This is a genomic window from Proluteimonas luteida, assembly GCF_021191695.1.
GTDB lineage: Bacteria > Pseudomonadota > Gammaproteobacteria > Xanthomonadales > Xanthomonadaceae > Luteimonas > Luteimonas luteida.
In genome coordinates, this window is record NZ_JAIWPT010000001.1 from 244,181 (window position 1) to 266,436 (window position 22,256).

Here is a 22,256-nt window from a genome sequence, read left to right on the forward strand (position 1 = left end):
GGCGCGGACCGTGGGGACAACACGATGAGGCGGGTAACGACCGCAACGCCGACGCAAGGTCGGCTCCAGCCGCCGCAGGGGCGGGCGGAGGCCTGTAGGCGCGATGCCTACGGGAAGCGAGTCCAGTATAGAGCGCGGTCAACCTTCTGCTTGATGCGCATCGCCGAAAGCGGCGCGGATTCGCGCCGCTTTTGTATGGCGGCGCGTGGAGAATTTCATGCCGCCACGGTTCCCGGTCGACAGCGGGACGCGGCCGCTTATCAAGTACTGACCATGACCGGTCTATGGAGACCGGAACCTGACGCCGCGGAGGCCATGATGTTGTGCACCTACGATCGCAGTACCGAATTGGGCCTCGCATTGGTCGCCGCACCCGACCTGAGCGGGGCGCATTACGTCCCGCTTCAAGATGCGCCTGCCGAACACCGCAACGTACGTCAGCCGTATCTGCGGCAGCTGCATGCCGTCGCCAATTCGGTGCCCTGCGGGCTGACGGTCACGACGCGGATGCCGTTCCGCCCCGATCGCTGGGAAATGCTGACGTCCTAACGGAAATCCCGCGACCGAGTCTCCAGCGTTCCCAGCAACGGCGTCATGTCGTGCAGGCGGCTGGCGATCAGGTGCTCGACCCCGTCGACCCGTTCCCACTTCCCGTCCACGGCGAGCAGGCGGGAGCCGACCAGTTCCCGGCGCTGGCGTTCGGCGAGATCGCGCCAGACTACGACGTTGATGACGCCGCCTTCGTCCTCCAGGGTGACGAACACCGCACCGCTGGCGGTCGCAGGTCGCTGGCGCATGGTGACCAAGCCCGCCGCGCGCAAACGACTGCCGTGCTTGCGGGTCTGCAGGTCGACGCTGCCCAGGCAGCGTTCGCGGCGCAGCCGCTCGCGCAGCAGCGAGACCGGATGGGCACCCAGAGTCAGGCCGAGGCTACGGTAGTCGGCGGCTGCGTCCTGGCCGGTCGTGGGAACAGGCAGCGCGACTTCGGCCTCTTCGGGACTGTGGTCGAACAGCGGTCGCTGCGGTTCGAGGCCGGCGACGGCCCAGCGCGCGTCATGGCGGTGGCCGATCAGCGACTTCAGCGCGCCGGCTTCCGCCAGCAGCGACGAAGCGCGGTCGTCCAGCGCCGCGCGGACGCACAGGTCTGCGACGCTGGTGAAGGGGCGCTGCTGGCGTGCGGCGCTGATGCGGTGGCCGGCCTCCTCGGCAAAGCCCTTGATCTGTCGAAACCCCAGCCGGATCGCCGGCTGCTCGCCACCCGGCGTACCGCCTTCGAGGGTGTTGTCCCAGTCGCTGCGCGTGGCGTCCACTTCGCGTATCTCGACGCCATGTCGCCGGATGTCCTGTAGCAGGCTGCTGGCGCTGTAGAACCCCATCGGCTGCGCGTTGAGCAGGGCGCAGGTGAAGGCGGCCGGCTCATGGCATTTGAGCCAGCAGGAGACGTAGGTGATCAGCGCGAACGAGCAGGCGTGGCTCTCGGGGAAGCCGTAGCTGGCGAAGCCCTTGATCTGTTCGAACAACTGCGCCGCGAACTCGGGCGTGTAGCCGCGCGCGAGCATGCCTTCGGTGATGCGCTGGTGGTGGACTTCCATGTCGCCGTGGCGCTTCCACGCTGCCATCGAGCGGCGCAGCTGGTCCGCTTCGCCGGGCGTGTAGCCGGCGGCGATGATCGCCAGTTTCATCACCTGTTCCTGGAACAGCGGCACCCCGAGCGTGCGCTCGAACACCTCGCGCAGATCCTCGGATGGGTAGGTGACCGGCTCCAGTCCCTGGCGGCGGCGAAGGTAGGGATGGACCATTTTTCCCTGGATTGGCCCGGGGCGGACGATCGCGACCTCGATCACGAGGTCATAGAAGACCTTCGGCTTCATCCGCGGCAGCATCGACATCTGCGCGCGCGATTCGATCTGGAACACGCCGACGGTGTCAGCCTTCTGGATCATGGCGTACGTGGCCGGGTCGTCGGCGGGGATCGTCGCCGGTGTCAGGTCACGGCCGCGGTGCGCGCGCAGCAGGTCAAGCGCCTTGCGCACGCAGGTCAGCATGCCGAGCGCGAGGCAGTCCACTTTCAGCAGACCGAGCACGTCCAGGTCGTCCTTGTTCCACTGGATGACGGTGCGGTCGGCCATTGCCGCGTTCTCGGTCGGTACCAGGCTCGTGAGGGGGGCGTCGGAGATCACGAACCCGCCGACGTGCTGCGAAAGATGGCGCGGGTGGTCGAGCAATTCGCCGGTCAGGTGGATCAGCCGGCGCATGATCGGGGTGTCGGGATCGAAGCCGGCTTCGATCAACCGTTCCGCCGGCGGCGCATCGGACTGCCACCAGTCGAAGCAGTCGCTGAGCGCGTTGACTTGGTCGAGCGGGAAGCCCAATGCCTTGGCGACGTCGCGGGCAGCGCTACGGCCGCGATAGCAGATCACGTTGGCGGTCAGGGCGGCGCGGTCACGGCCGTATTTGTTGTAGATGTACTGCATGACTTCCTCGCGGCGCTCGTGCTCGAAGTCGATGTCGATGTCCGGCGGTTCGTTGCGCTCCTTGCTGATGAAGCGCTCCATCAGCAACTGCATGTGGGTCGGATCGACCTCGGTCACGCCGAGCGCGAAGCACACCGCGGAGTTCGCCGCCGAGCCGCGGCCCTGGCAGAGGATGCCGACGCTTCGGGCGTAGCGGACGAGATCGTGGACGGTGAGGAAGTACGCCTCGTACTGGAGTTCGCTGATCAGTTCAAGTTCGTGCTCGATCAGCTTGCGCACCTTGGGCGTCTCGCCCTGCGGCCAGCGCCAGCGGATGCCGTCTTCGGTCAACTTGCGCAGCCACGAGGCCGGCGTCTCGTCGTTGGGGGTGAGTTCCTTCGGATAGCGGTACTGCAACTGGTCGAGGCGGAACGTGCAGCGCGCCGCGATCGCGACGGTTTCGGCGACCAGTTCGGGCGGGTAGGCCTTTGCGATCACGTCGCGCTTGCGCAGGTGGCGCTCGCCGTTGCGGAACAGGTACTCGCCGGCGTCGGCGACCGGGACGCAATGACGGATCGCGGCCAGCGTGTCCTGCAGGGCGCGGCGGCGCTTGATGTCCATGTGCACGTCGCCGGCGGCGACCGGGCGCAGGCCGGTGTCGTCGGCGAGCGCCAGCAGTTCGCGCAGGCGGGTCGCGTCGTCGCGGTCGCGGTGCAGTTCGACCGCGAGCCAGGCGTTGGCGAAGGTGCGCCGGATCCAGTGCCCGTGTTCCGGGGCCGGAATGCTGCCGGGAAGCCACAGTGCGATGAGTCCCGGCAGCGGGCGGGCGAAATCCGCTTGCGTCAGCCGGTACTCGCCTTTCTTCGCCGCGCGGCGGCCGGTGGTGATCAGTGCGCACAGGGTCTCGTAGCCGGCCTGGTCCTCGACCAGCAGCACGAACCGGGTGCCGTCGACCAGCGTGAACTCGCTGCCGACGATCAGCGGCACGCCGGTGTCGCGGGCGGCCTCGAACGCGCGCACGATGCCGGCGAGCGAGCATTCATCGGTGATCGCCAGCGCGCTGTAGCCGCAGGCCTTGGCGCGCAGGAACAGTTGCTTGGCCGTCGCCGCGCCGCGCAGGAAGCTGAAATCCGACAGGCAGTGCAGTTCGGCATAGGCGGGCGCGTTCATGCGAACCAGCCCTGCAGCATCCAATGGCCGGTTTCGTCCACGGGTGCGAACGCCCAGGCGCGCTGGCCGAGCGAGGTTTCCAGCACGTAGTAGTCGCGCTTTGCGTCCTCGCCGTCCCACCATCCCGATTCCAGCCGCTCGGGACCGGACAGGACCCGTGGCGCCGGATCGCGCAGCGGGATGGGGTGAGGCAGCAGCCACGCCGGACGCGGTGGCCGGTCGAGCATCGGCGTGAGTTTGCCGTCGTCGTCGAGTTTCCACGCGCGCTCGGGCCGCGGGTCGGTGGCCTCCGTGACGCGGTAGACCGCGTCACTGCCGAGGCGCGCGCGCAGGCGTTCGCGTAATTGTTCCCACGGCACGGCACCGGCGGGTTGCTCGTCGAACAGGTCGCGACCGGCCGGTACGAACGGCGGCAGTTGCCTGGCGATCAGCCGCAGTGCCACGACCGGCGCCGGGATCTCCGCGCGTTCGAGCCGGCCGCGGGTCAGCTCGAACAGCATCGCCGGGTCGCGCTCGGCCGCGAGCAGTCCGACCTCGACCGGCGTCGGGGGATGGCCCTCGTGTTCGAGCCGCAGCACGAACTGCTGCACGCCGCCGTCGCGGCCGGCGAGGTAAGCGGCCAGGTCCGCTGTGAGCCGTCGGACGGGGAACAGCAGCGCCTGGTGCTGTTCGACCTCGTATGAAAGCTCCACGCGCAGATCAAACATGTCCGGTGGGCGGTAGTAGCCGAGCAGCTCCGGCGCATCGCCGCGCATGCGGTCGAGGTGGTCGAGCAGGCCTTGGCCGAAACGTCGGCGCAGGCCATCGCGGGGCAGGGCGAACAGCTGCCGCAGCTGACGGATACCGACGTGGTGCAGCTTGTCGCCGGCGTCGTCCGGCAGCGCGGCACGCCGGACCGGCACACTGCCGAGTGCGTTGCTCAGCTGTTCGTGCTGGAGCACCGCGAGGCCGTCGCGAACGCTTGCCAGCACGCGTGCGGCGCGAGGCGTCGGGGCCAGTGCGATCTGGTGTCGGAAGCCCAGCGCTTGCAGGTCGGCGCGCAGCTGCGCCTCGAACTGCGGCCACGGGCCGATGATGCTGAAGCTGCCTTCGGCCTCGAGCAGGATGCAGCCTGGCCAGCCGGCGTAGACCTGCGAGCTGTAGCGGTAGGCCCAGGCGGCAAGGAAGCACTGCCAGCGTTCGGCCTCGCGCGGATCGTGTTCGACCACGGCGAAGTCATGGACGATCGCCTGCGCCAGGGTCATCCGCTGGCCGGCGCGCAGTCCCGCCTGCGCGGCCGCGTCGTTGATGGCGATCAACTCGCGGCGCTGCGGATGGCCACCAACGATCGCCAGCGGCTTCTCAGGTTCGGGGTAACGGCGAAGGACACTGTCCAATGCCAGCTGCGGCAGCCAGATGCAAGCCCACAACATGCGCGCGCGTCACTGCAGCAGCGCGAATGCGCGTGCCGGCGGGTTGCCACCGCGGCACTTGCGGATGCGCACCTGGCGGTCGACCTGGATCTCCAGCCTCAGCGCTGCCGGCGAGGCCTGTTCGGCGTGCCTGCGATCGCGGATCGCGAACCCGAGTGCGGCGCCGGTGTCGGCGGCGACCTGCAGCCGGCGCAGGGCATGGTGGTCGGCCTTCTGCGGCCAGCCGACCACCGCTGCGCAGCTTCCTGAGCGCAGGCATTGCTCGAACGCCCACAGTGCCTGCTTTGGGTCGGCGTCGATGATTTCCAGGTGCGGTAACTGCACGCCGCCGCTGCGCCACGCGGGCGCATACGGGATGTAGGGCGGGGCGACCAGCACCACGCGCTGCTGCGCCTGGGTCAGGCGGGCGAGCGTCGGCAGCAGCAGCGCGATCTCGCCGATGCCGTCGGCAGGGAGTAGCAGTTCGGTCAGCGCCCCCTTGGGCCAGCCGCCGACAGGCAGCGTCTCGTCCAGCTCGGCGAAGCCGGTGGGGATGCCGCGGTCCAATGGACGGGCGATTTCGCCGCGCCAGACATGCTGGGCGGACACCAGCTCGTGCAGGCTCAACACTTGGCCCATGTCAGCCGCGCCTCAGCAGGCCGCAGTAGATCCCCTCGATCGCGAAGTCTTCGCTGGGGTCGGGGTCGATCGGCGCGTGGTTCGGATTGCGCGGCAGCAAACGCAAGGTGCGGCCGCGGCGGTACAGCCGCTTGATGGTGATGCCGCTGTCGCCGAGACGCGCAATGACGATCTGGCCGTCCTCGGCGTCGGGCGTCGTCTTTCCGGCGATCAGGTCTCCGTCGAGGATGCCGTCGTCGATCATCGAGTCGCCCTGTACGCGCAGGAGGAAGTCCGGTCTCGGACGAAACGCCCAGCGGTCGACGGCAACGGTGCGCTCGACCGAGCCGTCCGACAGGATCGGCTCGCCGGCGGCGACGCGGCCGACCAGCGGCAGTTCAAGCGTGTCCGATGGCTTCCGCGCACCGACGATCTGAATGGTGCGCGCCTTGTTCGCGGTCATCTCGATGACACCCGCGGCGATCAGGGCATCCAGGTGCTTGGCGGCGGCATTGGGACTTGCCCAGCCGAAGGCGGCCATCAGCTCGTGGATGGTCGGGGGCAGACCGGTGGCGTCGATCTGCCGGCGGAGGAAATCCAGAACTTGTTGCTGGCGTGGGGTGAGGCTCATGGTGAAAATCTTTACACTTTCCGGCTGAGGCTGCCAACAACAGCCAACCCGGCCGCCGTCTCACTGCCAGAGACAGCAGTGGGATCAGATGCTTGCGCCACGCAGTTGCGCTGGGAATGCGGATCGGTTCAGGTGTCCAAACCGGTCGATAGCGCAAATTTTTCCTGTTCAGGAACCGAGGATGAGTTCCGGCCCCTGCTATCTCTACGTCCTGCCCTTGGCCTACGAGGACATCCTGAAGGTGGGGATCTCGCACGATCCGCTGTCGCGGGCGCAGGCGTTCTCGCGCCGCTACTACGAGTTCTTCGACCTCTCGCGCAGCCTGCTGGTCAAGTTCGATACGCGGCGGGAGGCACAAGCGCGCGAGACGGCGTTACATCGCCAGTTGTGCGACTGGAACGCCGTGCAGCCGGTCACGGTGCCGACCGTGGCGGCTGGGAAGACCGAGTGGTACCGCGGCGCTTACGCCATCCTGGAGGCGTCGGTGCTCGAGGACATCGCCGCAGGTCGCGTGGTGCATGCGCCGGCCTGGTCGTGGTGGCTAACACGGCTGCACGCCGAACGGGACACGCTGTACGAATGGGTGGCCCTGATGACGGGCGACGGCGCTTGGGCGTTGTCGCCGCACGAGCGAAGCAAGCTGCTCGTCGATGCGCTGGATGCGTACACGACGTTAGGCGTGCCGCTGGAGGGCGTGGTGTCCGCGGAATTGATGCGCCGGCCTCTCCGGCTCACCTGATCAAGGCACGCGGATGCTGGGCGGTTGAATCGCGCAGCATCGGATTGAAGGTGTTTCGACCGCCCAGCGGGCGAGACGGACACCGATATGACGGCCCGACGGTCGAAGGGCATTCCTTTCACGCGACCCGGCAAGGGCGACGAGCGACAGGCGCTGGTGCGCCTCATCCGGCAACTGGCGCGCAGTCGCGGGCCGGCCCGTGTGTTCGCCGATTTCGTCGAGCTGGCGAGCCTGGCGATGAGCAACGCAGTGGACAAGACGGCGTTCGACGTGCGCGAGGCGCGTTACCACGAGATCAGCCGAGGCTACACACGGGAGGAGTTCGCGCGCTTCCCGGAAATGCTGGGGCTGCTGGCGCTGGCGATGAAGGAGACTGGATTCGACGACGTGCTCGGTGGGCTCTACATGGCGCTGGAGTTGGGCAACGCGCGAACGGGTCAGTTCTTCACTCCGTACACCGTCTCGCGGATGATGACCTTGATGCTCTTGGGCAACGAGCCCGAGTTGCCGCCGCATGGCTTCTTCGATGTCGTCGAGCCGGCGTGCGGTGCCGGTGGCATGGTGGTGGCGATGGCGGACGCGCTGAAGGAGGCGGGTGTGAACTATCAGCGCCACCTGCACGTAACCTGCGTCGATGTCGATCTGCGGTGCGTTCACATGACGTATCTCCAGGCCGCCTTGCTGCATATCCCGGCCATCGTTGTGCATGGCAATTCCCTGTCCGACGAGGTCTGGAGCTGCTGGTACACGCCGGCGCACGTGCTGGGCGGTTGGGGCCTGCGGGTAGCCCAGCACCGCAAGGCGGGTGATCTTCACCCTGCGCAGTCGGCGTGAGGGCGGAGCGGAGAAGACGACTGCGTTGGATAGCGGGCGGTGGCCGCGCGGGATGCGATGGGCGACAATTCCGCCTCGCAACGTGGACATGCGGAACGGATGCCGGGGGATATTGTCTACATCGACGAAAGCGGCCACACCGGAGATCTGCTCAAGCCGGGGACGGCTTTCGATTTTTCCGGCCAGCCGCACTTCGTGCTCGCCGGCGTCGGCCCGATGGACGCGGCGCGTGCTGCCGCGCTGCTGGACCAGATCGGTAGTCGGCACAGGCTGAGGATGCGCGAGGTCAAGTCCGACCGCCTGCAGACGCGACCGGCGTTCGTCCGCGACCTGTTCGCCGCGCTCCGCGATCACGACGTGCCGCTGTTCGTCGAGGCGGTGGACAAAGCGTTCTTCCTGATGATCCAGATCGTCAACTGCCACGTGATGCCGCCGACCGGGGGCACGCAGGGCGATGAGGAAGATCTGATCGTTCGCAACGCGTTCGCCGACTTCCTTTACCAGAGCCTGCCCGACACGGTGCTGGCCCGGTTCATCGACGCCTGCCGGGCCGACAACGCGGACGCCGTGCGCGTCTCTTTGGATGCGTTGCTCGACTGGGCGCGCAGCGAGCATGGAGGCAACGAGGAGGAGGCGGCCATCGTCCGCGGGATCGAGGAGAACGTCGTCGAGTCCATCGACGACTTCGAGCGCGCCGTGGCCGGGCAGCCGGACGGGTACCGGCGGTTCCTGCCGATCCCCGACGCGGGCAAGCGCGACAGGCTCTACTGGATGCTGCCCAACTACTCGTCCCTGACCAACCTCTATGCGCGCGTGAACCGGTATCGGCAGGGCCGGCTGTCGGGCCTGACCCTGGTTCACGACGAGCAGGCGCAGTACGACGACATCATCCGAACCGCAAAGGCGGCGGTGGAACGGTTCGAGGACGTGTCGTGGGTCGTACAGCCTGGTGCGGACTACGCATTCGGTGAAACGGCGGCGCTGTCGTTCGGAAACTCGGCCGAGTCGCCTGGCCTGATGATCGCGGATGTCGTCGCCGGGCACGTGCGCCGCGTGCTTCGCGACCACATGGCGGAGCGCGCGCTCGGAAACACGGCCTTCGATGCCTTGCTTACGCTGTGGGACGTCGATCCAACGCGCGGGGCCGGTCTGAATCTGGTACTGCCGACCGCGGCGGTGCAGCGCTTGCAGATGAAGGCGCTGGCGAGGCGCGCGGGGTTGCGCGAGCGCTGAGCCGCCTTGCCGGCGCTGGAGGGGGCAGGGCGGCCGCCTTGATGGTGGGATAACCCGCGGGAGCATGGGGCATCGCAAGCCCGGAGCCCGCCATGACCCAGCCGACCCTGCCGCACGCCCGCATCGTGCCGGGTGCAAACCCACGCGAATACTTCGATCCGGCCAAGATGGCCGAGTTGGAGGAGGGCATCCGCGAGTTCGGCATCATCGAGCCGATCGTCGTTCGCCCGGTCGGCAACGGCATGTACGCCATCGTCGCCGGCGAGCGCCGCTGGCGGGCCGCCGGCAACGTCTTCGGCGACACCTATGAGGTGCCGGTCGTCATCAAGGACGTGACCGACGCCGACGCCGAGGCGATGGCCACGATCGAGAATTACCATCGCGAGGACATGTCCGCCGCCGAGGAGGCCAAGGCCGCGCAGCGCCTGTTGCTGCGCAACCGGGGTGACAAGCGCGAGACGGCGCGCATGCTCGGTTGGTCGGCCACGACGCTGGAGAAACGGCTGGCGTTGAACGCTTGCACCGCCGCCGTGCTCAAGGCGCTGACCGAACACAAGATCGACCTCGGCCATGCCGAGCTGCTGTCCGGCGTGCCGCAGGACAAGCAGGACTCGGTGCTCGCGGCGGTCATCGCCGGCGCCGTGCCGGTTGCCACGCTCAAGGCCCAGCTTGGCCGCTATGCGCGGCGGCTGGCCGATGCGATCTTCGACACCGCGCAGTGCATCGGCTGCCTGCACAACTCGGCGCTGCAGTCCAATCTGTTCGCCGAATCGCTCGGCGACGGGTACTGCCAGCACCCGTCGCACTTCGAGGAACTCACGCGGCAGGCGGTCGAAGCCAAGGCGGCGGCGCTGCGCGACGAGTACCCGGTGATCAAGATCGTGCAGGTCGACGACGGCTTCGTGCCGCTGCCGGTGAGCGCCGAGGGCGAGTTGGGCGTCGGCGCGGAGCAGTACGGCGCGTGCCAGGGCTGCCAGTCGTTCGGCTGCGCAGTCTCGGCGATGCCCGGCAGCTGCGGCGAGGTCACACACTCGCTGTGCTTCGACGCGGCGTGCAACAGCAGGAAGGTGGCTGCATGGCGCAAGGTGCAACGCGAGGCGAAGGGCGACGGCGCGGCGGCCTCCGCGAGGGTGAACCGAGCGGGTAAGCAGAAGGTTAAGTCCGCCCACCGCGCCAAGCCGACGAGCCAGACGCCGCAGCGGGTCATCGACTACCGCACCGAACAGTGGCGCAGATGGCTCGCCAACGCGCTGATGGCTGACGCGGAGCGCAATCCGCGCGTGCTGATCGCGCTCGTGCTGGCCAACCGCGGAGGCGACACGCGCGGCGACGCGCTCGGCAAGCTGCTGGCGAAGCTGGCTGGCGGCGACGCGACGCGTGCGTTCGGGCTGGACGAGGGACTGGCGCGGGCCGACGCCATCGACGGCGCGTCGATGGGGCGGATCGTGCAGGGCGTGGCGGCGTCGGCGGCGTTCGGCGTCGCGCGCGACCATCTGGAAACGCTGCTGAACTATCTACAGGTGGACGAGGCCCGCTACTTTCAGTGGGATCGCGCGTTCCTCGACCTGTTCACAAGATCGGAACTGGAGAGCCTGGCGCTCGACACCGGACTGGCCGCCGCGATGGGCGACCGCTATCGCGCCGCTCGGAGCGGCAACAAGGGCGATTTCATTGCCGCGCTGCTCGCTGCCAAGAACTTCACGTATCCGGTGCCGGCGGTGATGCGCTATCCGCGCCGCGACCGCGCTGTCGCCGGCGACGATGCCGACGACGCGCCGCCGCAGGTGCAGGAGGCGCTGGACGAGGACGCGGTGGAGCGTGAGGACGCCGAGACAGTCGCGGCCTAGACGGCCGCCCGGCCGCCCATAGCATCGAAGCGAAGTCCCGTACGTGCGGGGCCGCAAGGAGACACGCAATGCCCATGTTCGAGGAACTGTTCGCGCTGGCGAGCGAAGCCACCCTGACGCTGATCGTCAGCGCCGAGGCGAAAGACGGGAGGATGACGGTCTCGGTCATCCCCAAGCCCAAGGCCGACAATGGCGAGGTCGGGTTGCGCCAGCCGCTGAGCCTGACCGCCACGCCGCAGGAGTTCGATGCCGGATTCGTCGATGCGCTGCGCGGCTATCGCGAAGTGCGTGCGAGCCTCGCCGAGCAGGCGGCGGCGACCCGTGAAGTTCTGGAAGCCGCCAAGTCAGCCTCGGTCAAGAAGGCCAGCGACGCGGTGAGCAAGGCATCCGCCAAGGGCGCCAAGCCAGCCTCACCGACGTCTGCGAAGCCACCCGCCGCGGTTCCCGCTACGGGTGAGGCGCCTGCGGTGCCGTCCGGCGAGGCGCCGGAGGCCGCCGCACAGCCGCAGGTGCCGGACCTGTTCGGCTGAGGGGCGAGCGGCGGCCGGCGTTGATGGCGCCGCCACCGACGCGACACTGATGGCAAGGGCGGCTGGCGCCGCCGCGCACCGGAGGACCGCATGTCCATCGAAGTCAAACCCATCACGCGCCGTTTCCTCTACAACGGCATCACGTTGCCCGACGTGCCGGGCCTCGATCCCAAGGCGGTGCGCGACCTGTATGCCGCGCAGTATCCCGAACTGCTCAGCGCCGAAATCGAGGCCGGTCCAGTGCAGGACGGCGCGCAGGAGTACGTGTTCCGCAGGGCCGTCGGCACGAAAGGCGGACGGCGCGGGCGCGTGGCACGGTTCGCCGAGGCCGTCGCCGCGCAGGCCGAGGGGCGCCTGTCGCCGGTCGAGGTCGGCCTGTCGGCCGCATTGGAACGTCGGTCGGTGGTCCGCGCCTCGCGCGCGTGGAACGCGCTGGCCGAACACGCGCTGGCGAAAGCGGGCGGCGAGGACCGTCCCGTACGGCTCGCCGCGCCAAGCGATGCGTTGCCGCCGCTGCCGTGAGCGCCGCGCTCACGCTCCCCCGGCTGTCGCCCGGCATCCCGCTGTCGGTGCAGCCTTGCTACCGCCGCCGGGCGAACGCGGGGCTGGCGCGATTCCTGGTCGATGCCGGCGTGCTGAGGGAGGCCGATGTGCCGGCCGCATGGAACGATGCGCTGGAGGTCTGCCAACGGGCGCTGGATGCGTGGATCAAGCGGCAGATTGGGCCGCTGCATTGCCTCTCGCCGTTGTTCCTGCTGATCGCCGGGGACACGGACACCTTTCCGCCGACGCGCGCTGCGCCCGATGCCTATGCGTCGGCGCGGCTGATCTGGATGGAGGAGCAGGAGCGGCAATGGGTGGTCGGGCCGGGGCTCGAAGCGCTGGAGCGCGCCCAAGCCGGCTTGGGTGGCGCCGTGCTCGACGCGCTGGCGGCGCAGCACGACGTCTATCCGGTGTTCACGCCAGAAGCGGCCTGCGACGTCGTGTCCTACCTGCATTGGTACGGCGAGGACAACGAGGAAGCGGCGCTCGACATGCAGTGCGGCGACGATGAGGACGAGCGCGCCGCGATGCGCGAGCAGATGGTGACGCGGGCGATGATCGACGCTGCGTTCCCTGTCTGGGCGCAGGGACGGCTGCCTCTGCGCGCGCAGCGGCTGGCCTTGCCGCGCCTCGCCGAAGGCGTGCGCGATGCGCGCCTGCGCGCGATCGTGGACGACGCGCTCGCCTTGTCGCGGCTGCGGATCGGCCCGGAGTTCCGCCCGGAGGCCGATGGCGAGTTCATCGGCTGGGGCGCAGTGCTCAGCTGGGCCGAGGACGATCTGTCGGTGCGCGTGTACGACGATCTGGTCGACCAAGCGCACCAGGGCGAGTACTGCGACATCATCGGGGCGGTCGAGCTGCCGATGAACGCGCCGGCGGCCATGGCGGACTGGCGCAAGGCCATGCGGGCGCGCTTCCGAGCCATTGGCCTGCTCGACCGCTTGATCCATGCCCTCTCGACGGGAGACTGGTCCTGACCCAAGCGAGGGGCGGGGCATGAATCAGGCGCGGTTCTCGATCCGCACGCCGAGCGACAGCACGCTGTCGCTGTCGCAGGCAGTGCTGATCTACAAGGGGCGCAGCGGCGACGTGCTGGCGACCCTGCACCCTGTGGAGGATGCGGACGGCGAGCCGGTGATCGGTGCGGGCAAGGCGGTGACGCCGCGCGCGGCGCGGGAAATGGCCAGCGCGCTCGGCAGGCAAATCGGGCACAGCGGGTTCATGCCCGACACCGTGCTCTACGTCGATGGTGATCTGCTGTTGTGGTGGGTACCGCCGGCACGCCGCCATGTCATGTTCCGGGTGGACCGGACCCACGCCGATGCGCTGGGCGGCGCGGAGCGCGGCGAGACGGTGCCGCATCCCGGGCTGGTGTTTGCCGCGTCGAGCAAGGTGTGGCGCGTGTGGGCGGTGAAGGGCAGCGCGCGGCCGACGCCGGCGACGCTGCTGTATCAGGCGCCGTACTTCAACGTGTCCGACAACGGAGCGATCTGCCAAGGCAGCGTGCAGGTGCCCAAGGGCACGACCGCCGAGAAGATCGACGCGTGGAACGACGCCTTCTTCCGCAGCTACTTCAGCCATCCCAACGTCCACCGGATGCTGGTCAAGTATCGGGGTGGCGCCTACCGGCTGTGGCGCGACCTGCTCGACGGCCGGCACATGCGCTTTCCCGAGCGTGCGCTGGTGACAACTGGCACGACGCTTGCCGAACTGCTGTCCGTTTGAGGAGGCATCGACATGCAAGACGAACTCGGCATCGTGGACGCGCGCGATCTTGCGCTACAGGCCAGCTGCCCGTTACTCGCCGTGCCGCGCTTCGGCGCGCTGCCGCCGATGGAGAACGGTCAGCGCATCCTGGTCGCCGCCAACGGCGTGTTCGCGCAGTTCAAGCTGGACTGGCTGGATTGTATCCAGCGGCTCGCGCCACCTGCGGCGCTCCCGCTGCCCTATGGCGAGGTGGAGGAGCGGTTGCGCTTCGCGTTCGGCCGCCTGCCGATCCATCTGATCGAACAGTTCGTGGACGAGGGGCGCAAGCGGCTGCCGGACGAGGCGGCCGGCGCGCTGGTCTACTCGCGCGCTTCCGGCGCGCTGCGGTTGGTCATGCACGCGCCGGTGTCGGCATCGCCCGGCCACATTACCTATGGCGTGCCGACGCTGGCAGCGGACGACACGCTGGCCGTCGATTTGCATACCCACGGGCGGCTGCCGGCGTTCTGGTCGCCGACCGACGACTGCGATGACACCGGCATCAAGGTCGCGGGCGTCTTCGGCGATCTGCATCGACCGCAACCGACTGCCGCGTTCCGGCTGGTACTCAACGGCCTGTACCGCGCGCTGCCGCATCCGTGGCCAACCGCCGAGCCGCCAGCGCGCGCTCCCGAGCGTCCGGAGGAACCGCCCGTTGAGGCGGGCGTGTTGCGCCGGATACTCAGGGCAATCCTCGGGTAGCGGCGCAGGGCCGCAGACGATCAGGAGGCAGTGCGATGGCAGAGTGGGACGTCTACATCGACGGTAAGCACGTCGGCACGGTGCAGGAAACATCGGAAGCCGCGGCGCGGTGCGCCGCCCTGTACTGGTTCGATCCGCCGGAGGACGCTGACATTTCGGTGTCGCGGCGATGAGCCGGAAGCCGCGCGTGCGGACCGGCCAGGCGCCCCCGGCGCAGATGCAGGCGACGGCACACCGAATCGCCTCGGATCTGCTGGTCCGGCGCGTCTGTGTCCACCTCGTTGGCGTGGGCGGGAACGGCGCGCAGGTTGCCGCCTGCCTCGCTCGGCTGGATGTCGCCATGCGCGCCTTGGGCCATCCCCACGGCCTCCACGTGACTGCCTTCGATGCCGACCGGGTGAGCGAGTCCAACGTCGGGCGTCAGCTCTACAGCCCGAGCGATATCGGCCGGCACAAGGCCCTCGTGACGATCCACCGCATCAACCAGTTCTACGGCCTCGACTGGGAAGCGCAGCCGGTCCGCTACGAGGCCGCGATGGAGGCGCACTACATCCACCCGCGCATCGACCTCCTGGTCAGCTGCGTGGACACGCGCGCCGCGCGCCGTACCCTCCACGCGCTGGTGTTCAATCCGAACCTCGACTATCGCTACTGGCTCGACCTCGGCAACACTGAAACGACCGCACAGGTGGTGCTGGGGGAGGGGCATCGCCGGTACGGATCATCGGTCGGGGATCGCCTGCCGTGCGTGACCGAACTGTTCCCCGACCTGCTCGACGACCGCATCCCCGACGATGATCGGCCATCTTGCTCCGTCAGGATGTCGCTGGCCGCGCAGGGTCTGTTCGTCAACGACATCGCCGTGCGTTTCGCGATGCAACTGCTCTACGAACTGTTCAGCCAGGGCCGGCTGACGCAGCATGGCGTGATCGTCAACCTCGACGCCAAGCGCGCCGGCCCCATCGACATCGATCCCGCCACATGGGCGAGGTTCGGCTACCTGAGCGGGGCTCATCCGGATTGAAGGCTGAGTCGCGCGATGAGGGCGCCTTTCGACGCGTCGAGCCTGCCGGGAGATAGCAGGACGCCTTTGGGGAGATATCGGTACATCACGGTGCATCGGCACGGTTGGGGACACTCCTGCCACGCGCTGGTCGGCCAAGGTACGCATCGGCCACCCGAATGCGCGAATGGCCAGCCAGCGCGGCCACCGCCGCCCGCGCCGGCCGCTCGATCTCCCTCGGCAGTTCGGCGCCACCCCTGACCGGCGGCGCGGCGCCGGTGATCGCCGCGTAGTGGTCGATCAGCGCTTCATGGCGCAACCCGTGCGCCGTCACCCCCAGCGCCTTGGCCGTTACGCCGAATTTGTCGAGCACGTAGTGGAAGCGGCGCAGGTTCTGCCGCAGGTTCGCGTCCGGATGTCCGACATGCGCGTCCTGGTCCACGGCGACACCGCGCGCGTAGGCCAGTGCCGCAAGCCGCTGCGGCGTGGACACCGGGATGAAGCGTTCGCGCCCCCCTTTCGCGCCCGCCTTGATGCGCACGTAATGGTCTGCCGCCCGCTGCGCGGGGGGAAGCGCTGTCGCCTCGAACGGGACCATGCAGCGATGGGGCCGCAGCATCACCGCTTCCTTGCGCCGCAAGCCGAACGCCCGGATCAACCGCATCGCCGCGCCCACGTGCGGATCGAACTCGCAGATGCGCTCGACCGTCGCGTCGATATCGACTGAGCGCGCGGACCAGGAACGGTCGTGCTCGGCATAGCCATGCCGCTCGTACCGCTCTGCCGCCAACCCGTAGAAGTCCGGCCCCCGGATCAACCCCGGCTTGCCGATCCATAGCGCCAGCCCGCGCAGGAAGCTCAGGTACGTCTGGATCGTCGCCGGCGACAGCCGCTCCCGCTGCCATAGATCGACCAGCGCCTGCACATGCCGCTGGGCGAGATTGCGTGGGTCGGGCAGTTGCTTGAAGCCGCAGCGCGCGTGCAAATCGCCGAACGCCCGACGTATGAACTGCGCGCGCTCCTGCCGCGTCTTGTGCGACACGGACTTGTCGCGCGCGGTATGCCGTGCGTTGAAAAGGCGCAGCAACAGCTCGAGCACCTGAGTCGGCTCGGCCTTGCCCGGCGCGAGCCGGGCGAGGATCTGGCTGTCGGACAGGTTCGCCCATTCGGGCTTGCGTCGCGGCTGGTGCGACGCGCGGGTCCACATCGGCCCGGTCTTGCGGCGCCGAGTGGGGTGGTACGAGCTTGCGTTCATCGGGAAGGCTCCGAAGTGGGCGCGTCGCCCGAACGACCGCGCGTGGGTTGAATTGGTGTCGAGTCGTGGTAGGCGCCACGGCGGCGGACTCGCGCGCCGGCGTGGTTGTGGTCGCCTTGCGTTCGCGTCGCGCGCGACCACCCACGCGCGAAGCAACCCCGGGTTCGCCGATCCGCGCCGGCGCCATGCAGGCGTCGGGACAGAACCGGCTCGGTCGGTCTTAAAAATGGAACGGGTGATCCGGCCTGTTTGCGGGTTTCCTCGCGACAACAGGGTTTGTGATGCCGATGGGCCTCGCGGGCGTCATCGGAATCCACGCGCAGGTCGAGCCTGGGCGTGCGAGCTGGATCGGGTCTGGATGCGTAGCGCCATCCGCTCGCAGGGGTCGCCCCTGACCGAAGTCCAGGGCGTGCAGAGCGTTCGAGCCGGGTGCGCGGGTGCCGGAACCGGCGACGTCGCGCACTGCGCGTTCGCGCGTGCTCAGGGTGATGGCGGGGTCGGCTGGAACGGCATCGAGTGCGTTCCGGCGATCTGTCTCCTCCACGATCCGCTTCGGGAGCGGCGGCCCGTGGGCCGGACATCGTGACGAGTCGTACTACGGCGGGGGTTGCCTTGGGCGCGGCCTCGGGGGCAGCGCCGTGCCTGTCTCAAGGAAAGGGACGGACGAGGGCGGGTGACGACCGCAACGCCTTTTCGCTCCACGACGGAGCAGGGCAAGGAGCCTTCGGGTGCGGCCAGTTGACGCCGTCGCGCGCGCCGGGTCAAGCGCGACGGCAACGGTTTCGGATGGCGACGAAAGCCGCTGGTGAGGCGGCTTTTTTCTCCGGGGCGGGCCGATTCGGCGGCGGGAGAGGGGGTTGACGGGGTGGGAATGCGCCTCTGGTTCCGGAACGGAATTTTCCGCCGTTGCCTCGTTCCTCTGCGGGCGGAGTAGCGAGGGCCAGCGAGCCGCGTTCGTCTGCAGGCGGAGTGACAGCTCAGGTCGCGCGGTCGCGACGCGTGCGCAGCGGCCGACGCCTGGTGTGAGCTGGCTGATGCTGAAGTGTCAGTCCAGGTCGGCCGCAATCATCCGCCGGCATGGGCGCAAGCCGGCACACGACCGGTCCGCCTACGGGCCGATAAGCGTTATTGCGGGTCGACGCTCGCGATGTAGCGCCCATGCATGGCGAGCATGGCGTCGATGCGCTCGTTGACGGCGTGGGCATGCTCCCCGGCTTCGTCTTCGATGGCATAGGCTTGGTTGGCAAAGGCCTCCCAGAAGTCGGCCGGGTTCGGATGCTCGGCGATGAGCGCCGGCAGGGCTGCTTGCAGAGCGTCCAGCCGTGCGTTGAGTTCGTCCAGCTTCCGGGACATCTCGCTTTACCGGGCACAAATGAATGGGTGGACTTCGAACACGAGGGTCCGACTGGTGTCGGCGGCAATGATCGTGGCGTTGCCGAAAGCGGCGTAAGGGATGACGCCGACCAGGGTTTGCCCGGGCTCCACGCGCACGTCGCCGCAGCCGCCGGGGCAGTACGCACTGCCCGTGGGGAGCAACGCCTGGGTGCCGGCGGACGTGGATAACGTGGCGCCGTCGAACCCTGCAGGCAAGGCTTCCAAGGCCGGCCACGCTTCCTTGGAGAGGCAAAGCGGTGCAGTAGCCTTCGATGTCGATGTCACGTCGAACCGCTGTCGGTCGGGGTTGTCGACGATGTCCAATGTGTAGTCGGTGGCCGGCGCCCAGCGGATGGGCGTCGACGATGCGCACGCGGTCAGCGCGGCCAGCGTCAGCAGCGCCAAGGCGCGGATCACCGGCCGTAGTCCATTAGGTGGTCGGGGTTGATCAGCCGCTGCGCGCCCGGCAGCGTGCGGAAGATTTCCTGCTGCTGGGGGGTGCCGAACTTGTAGGCCGGGATTCCGTTCATCCGCTGATCCTTGTAGCCGAGGACTGCGTGGCCGGTTTCGTGGCCTGCGCCCCACGCCAGGGTGGAGCGACTGTTGAAGCCGGGGTGCGAAACGTTCACCAGGACTTGCGGCGGGCCGGAGGTCGGCACGCCGGCCAGTGTATCGGAGCCGACGCCTGGGTAGGCCGCCTCCAGCGCCGCGCCCGTCATCCCATGGGCCGGGATGGCGCTGGCGCTGGTGTCGCGCAGTGCGGCGGCCATGGCGCCCATGTCAGATGCGGCCTTAGCCATGTTCTCGGGTGTCGCGGTGCCCGCACCGAAATTGCGCTCGAAGGACCGTTCTGCGCGCTGTAGCGACTTCCCGCCAGCAGCCAGGGCATCGTTGATCCTGCCCGCTGACTTCTCCAGGCCGCCGGCCGCGCTCTGTTGTGCGCGGTCGAACTGCCGCCACTGCTTGTCGGTCCATCCTTCGCCGCGCGACAGCCGGCCATCGGGATCGGTAAACCGGTACGGGTTGTTGTTGGCGTACCAGTAGCGGTTGAAGTTCTGCCCTGTGTTTGGGTTGGCCTGCACCGGATCGGTGGAAGCGTGGGCGGCGAACGAGAACACCAGTGCAACGCACGTCAGGACGGCACGCATCACGATCCCCCTTGGCTCTTCGATTTCATGGTGTTGAAGTGTTGCAGGTAGCGTTCCCTGTCAGCCGGCCCCCACTGGCGCCAGCCCAAGGCCTCGGCCTTGGCATACCAATCAAGGTTTTGCCTGCTGTAGTCCAGATAGATGGCGCGCAAATCCTGGGGGATCTGCTCGGCCTCCGGGTACTTGGCCTTGAACTGCTGTTCGATCAGCAGGTAGTAGGCATCCCCCCGCTGCGTCATGGCGACGACGTCCTTGGGGTTGGCTTGGAGGATGGCGTCGGTGACCTCCAGCATGCGCTCGGCCTGCTGCCGCTGTCGGTAGAAGGGGACGAGAGTTGCCGTTGCGAACGAGGCCACTGTCTCGTGTTGCGTGTACGGCCGCAGGAAGGTGTCGTTGTGCGTAGCTTCGGGCGGGATGTTCAATGCCTGCTCATAGCCGCTGTCGGCATGGAACAGCCCGCTGGTGGCCTCGAAGTTGGTCCAATGCCCCTGTTCTTCATCGCCGTACTTCACCATGAGGTGATAGGGCGCGGTGGTGAGGGTCAGGGGCAGTCCCAGCCGTTCGCCGATGGCCAGGAACGCGATGGGCATGATGACGCACTGGCCCTTGCGGGTGGCCAGGTACGTCGACAGCAGCGTGTTCTCGACGTTCTGGCCGAAGGGATCGGAGTAGTCGTAGCCGAACGGCCTGTTGTCGTTCCAAGGGCCGGGTTCGTAGAGAGTCGAAATCAGCAGGTCCATCTTGACCTTGTTGGACGCGCCGGCCGGAAACCGGGCGCGCGCCCTGGCCGCCCACTCGTCGACCAGGCGAAGTGTCGCATCCGCGTCGATCGAGGGATCTACCATCCGGTCGATGGCGATCTTGGTCCGCGCAAGGTCGATGGCGCCTTCGGGTTGCTCCAGCAACCGCCGCAACGTTGATTCCGGGGAGTCGTGCGTCGCGGCCCAGAGGGGCACGGCCACCAGCGCCAGGCACAGGCCCAGCGCTACGACAACGCGTTGGTAGATCCTTCTCCCCACAGCCCGCTCCTTTCCCTGAGCTGCACTCTAGCCCTAAGCCGGGGCGGCTGCCAGAGGGCATGTCCGGATCGAAAGCCCCGCTGAAGCTGGGCCCGGTCCAGCCTCCGTGCCCATGTTCGACCCGCCGGTCATCACGGAGACCAGGGTGCGGGTGTCCAACCGGCGCGTCCTTTCGTTCGCTTGGCGATGCGGCCGCCCGCCAAGCCGCTCCGCCGGAAGGCTGGTGGCGAAATCCACACATTCCCACGGCCATTCTTTTTTGGATTGTCCGCCTGATGCTTCCAATGCTCGACAGCGGGTCAACCGGAGGGCGCCGATGGCACCGATCGTGAGAGCAGTCGACATCGGCTTCGGCAACACCAAGTTCATCAGCAGCGCGAGCGGCACGGACGTGCGTTGCGCCAGCTTTCCTTCGCTGGCCTATCCCAGCGCAAGAGCACCCACCGGCGGCGGCGAGAGGCGGAAGACGGTCGCCGTCCCGATCGACGGGCTGTATTACGAGGTGGGGCCGGACGTACGCCTGGCGGCAGATACCTTCCGTGCGACGCAACTGCACGACCGCTATACGGAGACACCGGAGTACCTTGCGCTGTTGCGCGGCGCGCTGGCGCTCATGCGCGTAGACGTCATCGATCTTCTGGTGCTTGGCTTGCCTGTCTCCGCGTTGGCCGGCAAGCGGGCGTTCGTGGAAAAGCTCGCCGCTGGCAGCCACGACGTCGGCAATGGGCAGGAGGTGCTGGTTCGCAAGGCATTGGTGGTGGCCCAGCCGCAGGGTGCCCTGGTCCATTACGCTGCCCAGCACGGCAAGCTCGACGCCATCGCCCAGGAGCAGAGCCTGATCCTCGACGCCGGCTCGCGCACGTTCGACTGGTTGGTCGCACGCGGGATGCGGCTGGTCGAGAAGCGAAGCCACTCCCTTAACCGCGGAACATTCGACGTGCTGCAGGTGCTCGCGACGGAGATCGGTGCCGAGATCGGTACCCCGTACACCGATCTGGACGCGATCGACCACGCGCTGCGCAGCGGCAGGCGACTCATGATCTACCAGCGGCAACACGACCTTTCCAAGCTCCTGCCGATCGCGCAGACCGTGGCCCAGCAGGCCGTATCGTCGATGATGCAGTGGATCGGAGCCGACTATGCCTTCCAGCACATCGTCCTGGTCGGCGGCGGGGCCTTCCTGTTCAAGAAGGCGGTCAAGCAAGCGTTCCCGCGCCACCGAATCCACGAGGTGAAGGATCCCCTCTACGCGAATGTCCGCGGCTTCCAGCTCGCGGGCGTCAATCTTGCGCTCAGCGCCGGATCGAGGTCGGCCGGAAAGGGCAGTGCGTCGTGAACGGCGAGACGTCCATCCGCATGGTGTTCGAGATGACGCGGGAAGAGCACCCGAGGCTGTACGACGACCTGGCCCGCTTTCCTAAAGGAACCCGGCGGATCAACCGGCTGCGAACGCTCGCTCACGACGGGTTGCTTGTGCAGCTGGGGTTCGAGAGTCAGGTCGCACCGGAGAAGGGAACCGGACCAGAAGAAGAACCACCACCCGCACGGTTGACCAATCAGATATTCGAACCGCCGTTGAGCGAGTGAAACGACCCTATCCCGGACATCTTTCCAAAAGGATCTATGCGGATTCATGGTGCCCAGAATGACACGCGGCCCGCACACATCATCTTGAAGTGCGCAGTGCGACACATAGGGCATCGCGAGATCACCCCACCTCGACAAAGTGTAGGGATTTTCCTACATCAATCTCCGAAATTTCTGACAAGAAGATGCGCCATTCACGAGATGATTCCAAGCGTTGTTCGGTATGTACTTAAAATGGGCAATGCTGAGTCTGCGTTTCTGATTCCATTATAAATTTGATGTTGGTAACCGCCTTTCCAATCGCGCGGGTTCAGTGTCAAGTCTCGCGCCTGAGCCTATGAGAGCGGTGGGAACCGTGTAGATTTTTGCTCTGGCTAGATTACTTCTCCTGGCGACCTCTCCTTCGAGAAGTGTGATTCGAGAGGCTGTTTTG

The 22,256-nt window shown here is 67.7% G+C and carries 23 protein-coding genes; 14 read left to right on the plus strand and 9 right to left on the minus strand.

What is annotated here, in order from left to right:
* Positions 1–153: 153 nt before the first annotated feature.
* Positions 154–549 carry a hypothetical protein gene (locus LDO26_RS01085; RefSeq protein ID WP_232129221.1) on the plus strand — a complete coding sequence of 132 codons (396 nt, stop codon included), beginning with the start codon at positions 154–156 and terminating at the stop codon, positions 547–549.
* Here the strand turns inward: LDO26_RS01085 and LDO26_RS01090 are convergent.
* From LDO26_RS01090 to lexA, 4 genes are read right to left on the minus strand one after another with little or no spacing between them, the layout of a single operon-like run.
* On the minus strand, positions 546–3,623 hold the full coding sequence (locus LDO26_RS01090; RefSeq protein WP_232129222.1) for an error-prone DNA polymerase: 3,078 nt from the start codon (positions 3,621–3,623) through the stop codon (positions 546–548). The genes LDO26_RS01085 and LDO26_RS01090 overlap by 4 nt on opposite strands.
* Positions 3,620–5,035 carry a Y-family DNA polymerase gene (locus LDO26_RS01095; protein ID WP_232129223.1) on the minus strand — a complete coding sequence of 472 codons (1,416 nt, stop codon included), beginning with the start codon at positions 5,033–5,035 and terminating at the stop codon, positions 3,620–3,622. Before LDO26_RS01095 ends, LDO26_RS01090 begins: the two co-directional genes overlap by 4 nt.
* Positions 5,036–5,044: 9 nt before the next feature.
* On the minus strand, positions 5,045–5,653 hold the full coding sequence (imuA, locus tag LDO26_RS01100) for a translesion DNA synthesis-associated protein ImuA (RefSeq protein ID WP_232129224.1): 609 nt from the start codon (positions 5,651–5,653) through the stop codon (positions 5,045–5,047).
* Position 5,654: 1 nt separating this feature from the next.
* Entirely contained in the window at positions 5,655–6,263 is a 609-nt protein-coding gene (lexA, locus tag LDO26_RS01105) for a transcriptional repressor LexA (RefSeq protein WP_232129225.1), read from the minus strand.
* 181 nt (positions 6,264–6,444) lie between these two features.
* Between lexA and LDO26_RS01110 the strand changes: the two genes are divergently transcribed.
* From LDO26_RS01110 to LDO26_RS01160, 11 genes are all read left to right on the plus strand, one after another.
* Complete coding sequence (locus tag LDO26_RS01110) at positions 6,445–7,002, plus strand: GIY-YIG nuclease family protein (RefSeq protein ID WP_232129226.1); 558 nt, start codon at positions 6,445–6,447, stop codon at positions 7,000–7,002.
* A gap of 87 nt (positions 7,003–7,089) precedes the next feature.
* Entirely contained in the window at positions 7,090–7,836 is a 747-nt protein-coding gene (locus LDO26_RS01115; protein ID WP_232129227.1) for an N-6 DNA methylase, read from the plus strand.
* Between the two features lie 39 nt (positions 7,837–7,875).
* Positions 7,876–9,069 carry a DUF3800 domain-containing protein gene (locus tag LDO26_RS01120; protein WP_232129228.1) on the plus strand — a complete coding sequence of 398 codons (1,194 nt, stop codon included), beginning with the start codon at positions 7,876–7,878 and terminating at the stop codon, positions 9,067–9,069.
* 92 nt (positions 9,070–9,161) lie between these two features.
* Positions 9,162–10,916 carry a PRTRC system ParB family protein gene (locus LDO26_RS01125; protein WP_232129229.1) on the plus strand — a complete coding sequence of 585 codons (1,755 nt, stop codon included), beginning with the start codon at positions 9,162–9,164 and terminating at the stop codon, positions 10,914–10,916.
* Between the two features lie 68 nt (positions 10,917–10,984).
* Complete coding sequence (locus LDO26_RS01130; RefSeq protein WP_232129230.1) at positions 10,985–11,446, plus strand: PRTRC system protein E; 462 nt, start codon at positions 10,985–10,987, stop codon at positions 11,444–11,446.
* 90 nt (positions 11,447–11,536) lie between these two features.
* Complete coding sequence (locus LDO26_RS01135) at positions 11,537–11,968, plus strand: PRTRC system protein C (RefSeq protein WP_232129231.1); 432 nt, start codon at positions 11,537–11,539, stop codon at positions 11,966–11,968.
* Positions 11,965–12,966 carry a PRTRC system protein F gene (locus LDO26_RS01140; RefSeq protein WP_232129232.1) on the plus strand — a complete coding sequence of 334 codons (1,002 nt, stop codon included), beginning with the start codon at positions 11,965–11,967 and terminating at the stop codon, positions 12,964–12,966. The genes LDO26_RS01135 and LDO26_RS01140 overlap by 4 nt, the downstream gene beginning before the upstream one ends.
* A 19-nt stretch (positions 12,967–12,985) precedes the next feature.
* Positions 12,986–13,714, plus strand: coding sequence for a PRTRC system protein B (locus LDO26_RS01145; RefSeq protein ID WP_232129233.1), 729 nt, complete (start codon positions 12,986–12,988; stop codon positions 13,712–13,714).
* Between the two features lie 12 nt (positions 13,715–13,726).
* Entirely contained in the window at positions 13,727–14,437 is a 711-nt protein-coding gene (locus LDO26_RS01150; RefSeq protein ID WP_232129234.1) for a PRTRC system protein A, read from the plus strand.
* Between the two features lie 35 nt (positions 14,438–14,472).
* The gene (locus LDO26_RS01155) at positions 14,473–14,610 is read left to right on the plus strand and encodes a hypothetical protein (protein WP_232129235.1); all 138 of its coding nucleotides are present in this window, start codon (positions 14,473–14,475) and stop codon (positions 14,608–14,610) included.
* Positions 14,607–15,461 carry a PRTRC system ThiF family protein gene (locus tag LDO26_RS01160; protein WP_232129236.1) on the plus strand — a complete coding sequence of 285 codons (855 nt, stop codon included), beginning with the start codon at positions 14,607–14,609 and terminating at the stop codon, positions 15,459–15,461. The genes LDO26_RS01155 and LDO26_RS01160 overlap by 4 nt, the downstream gene beginning before the upstream one ends.
* An 85-nt stretch (positions 15,462–15,546) precedes the next feature.
* Here LDO26_RS01160 and LDO26_RS01165 read toward each other — a convergent pair whose 3' ends face one another.
* The 5 genes from LDO26_RS01165 to LDO26_RS01185 form a co-directional block, all read right to left on the minus strand.
* A complete protein-coding gene (locus LDO26_RS01165) occupies positions 15,547–16,695 on the minus strand; it encodes an integrase domain-containing protein (RefSeq protein ID WP_232129237.1) in 1,149 nt (382 codons plus the stop codon).
* Between the two features lie 1,125 nt (positions 16,696–17,820).
* Positions 17,821–18,048 (minus strand): hypothetical protein, encoded by a 228-nt coding sequence (locus tag LDO26_RS01170; protein ID WP_232129238.1) that lies wholly within the window; start codon positions 18,046–18,048, stop codon positions 17,821–17,823.
* Between the two features lie 6 nt (positions 18,049–18,054).
* Positions 18,055–18,486: a hypothetical protein gene (locus LDO26_RS01175; protein ID WP_232129239.1), complete on the minus strand. Its 432-nt coding sequence runs from the start codon at positions 18,484–18,486 to the stop codon at positions 18,055–18,057.
* A complete protein-coding gene (locus tag LDO26_RS01180) occupies positions 18,483–19,217 on the minus strand; it encodes an RHS repeat-associated core domain-containing protein (protein ID WP_232129240.1) in 735 nt (244 codons plus the stop codon). The genes LDO26_RS01175 and LDO26_RS01180 overlap by 4 nt, the downstream gene beginning before the upstream one ends.
* On the minus strand, positions 19,217–20,236 hold the full coding sequence (locus tag LDO26_RS01185; RefSeq protein WP_232129241.1) for a transglutaminase family protein: 1,020 nt from the start codon (positions 20,234–20,236) through the stop codon (positions 19,217–19,219). The genes LDO26_RS01180 and LDO26_RS01185 overlap by 1 nt, the downstream gene beginning before the upstream one ends.
* Positions 20,237–20,552: 316 nt before the next feature.
* Here LDO26_RS01185 and LDO26_RS01190 point away from each other — a divergent pair, with 316 nt between their 5' ends.
* Together LDO26_RS01190 and LDO26_RS01195 are read left to right on the plus strand one after the other, a co-directional pair.
* Positions 20,553–21,572 carry a PRTRC system protein D gene (locus LDO26_RS01190; RefSeq protein WP_232129242.1) on the plus strand — a complete coding sequence of 340 codons (1,020 nt, stop codon included), beginning with the start codon at positions 20,553–20,555 and terminating at the stop codon, positions 21,570–21,572.
* Entirely contained in the window at positions 21,569–21,823 is a 255-nt protein-coding gene (locus LDO26_RS01195) for a hypothetical protein (RefSeq protein ID WP_232129243.1), read from the plus strand. The genes LDO26_RS01190 and LDO26_RS01195 overlap by 4 nt, the downstream gene beginning before the upstream one ends.
* The last annotated feature ends 433 nt before the right edge of the window (positions 21,824–22,256 follow it).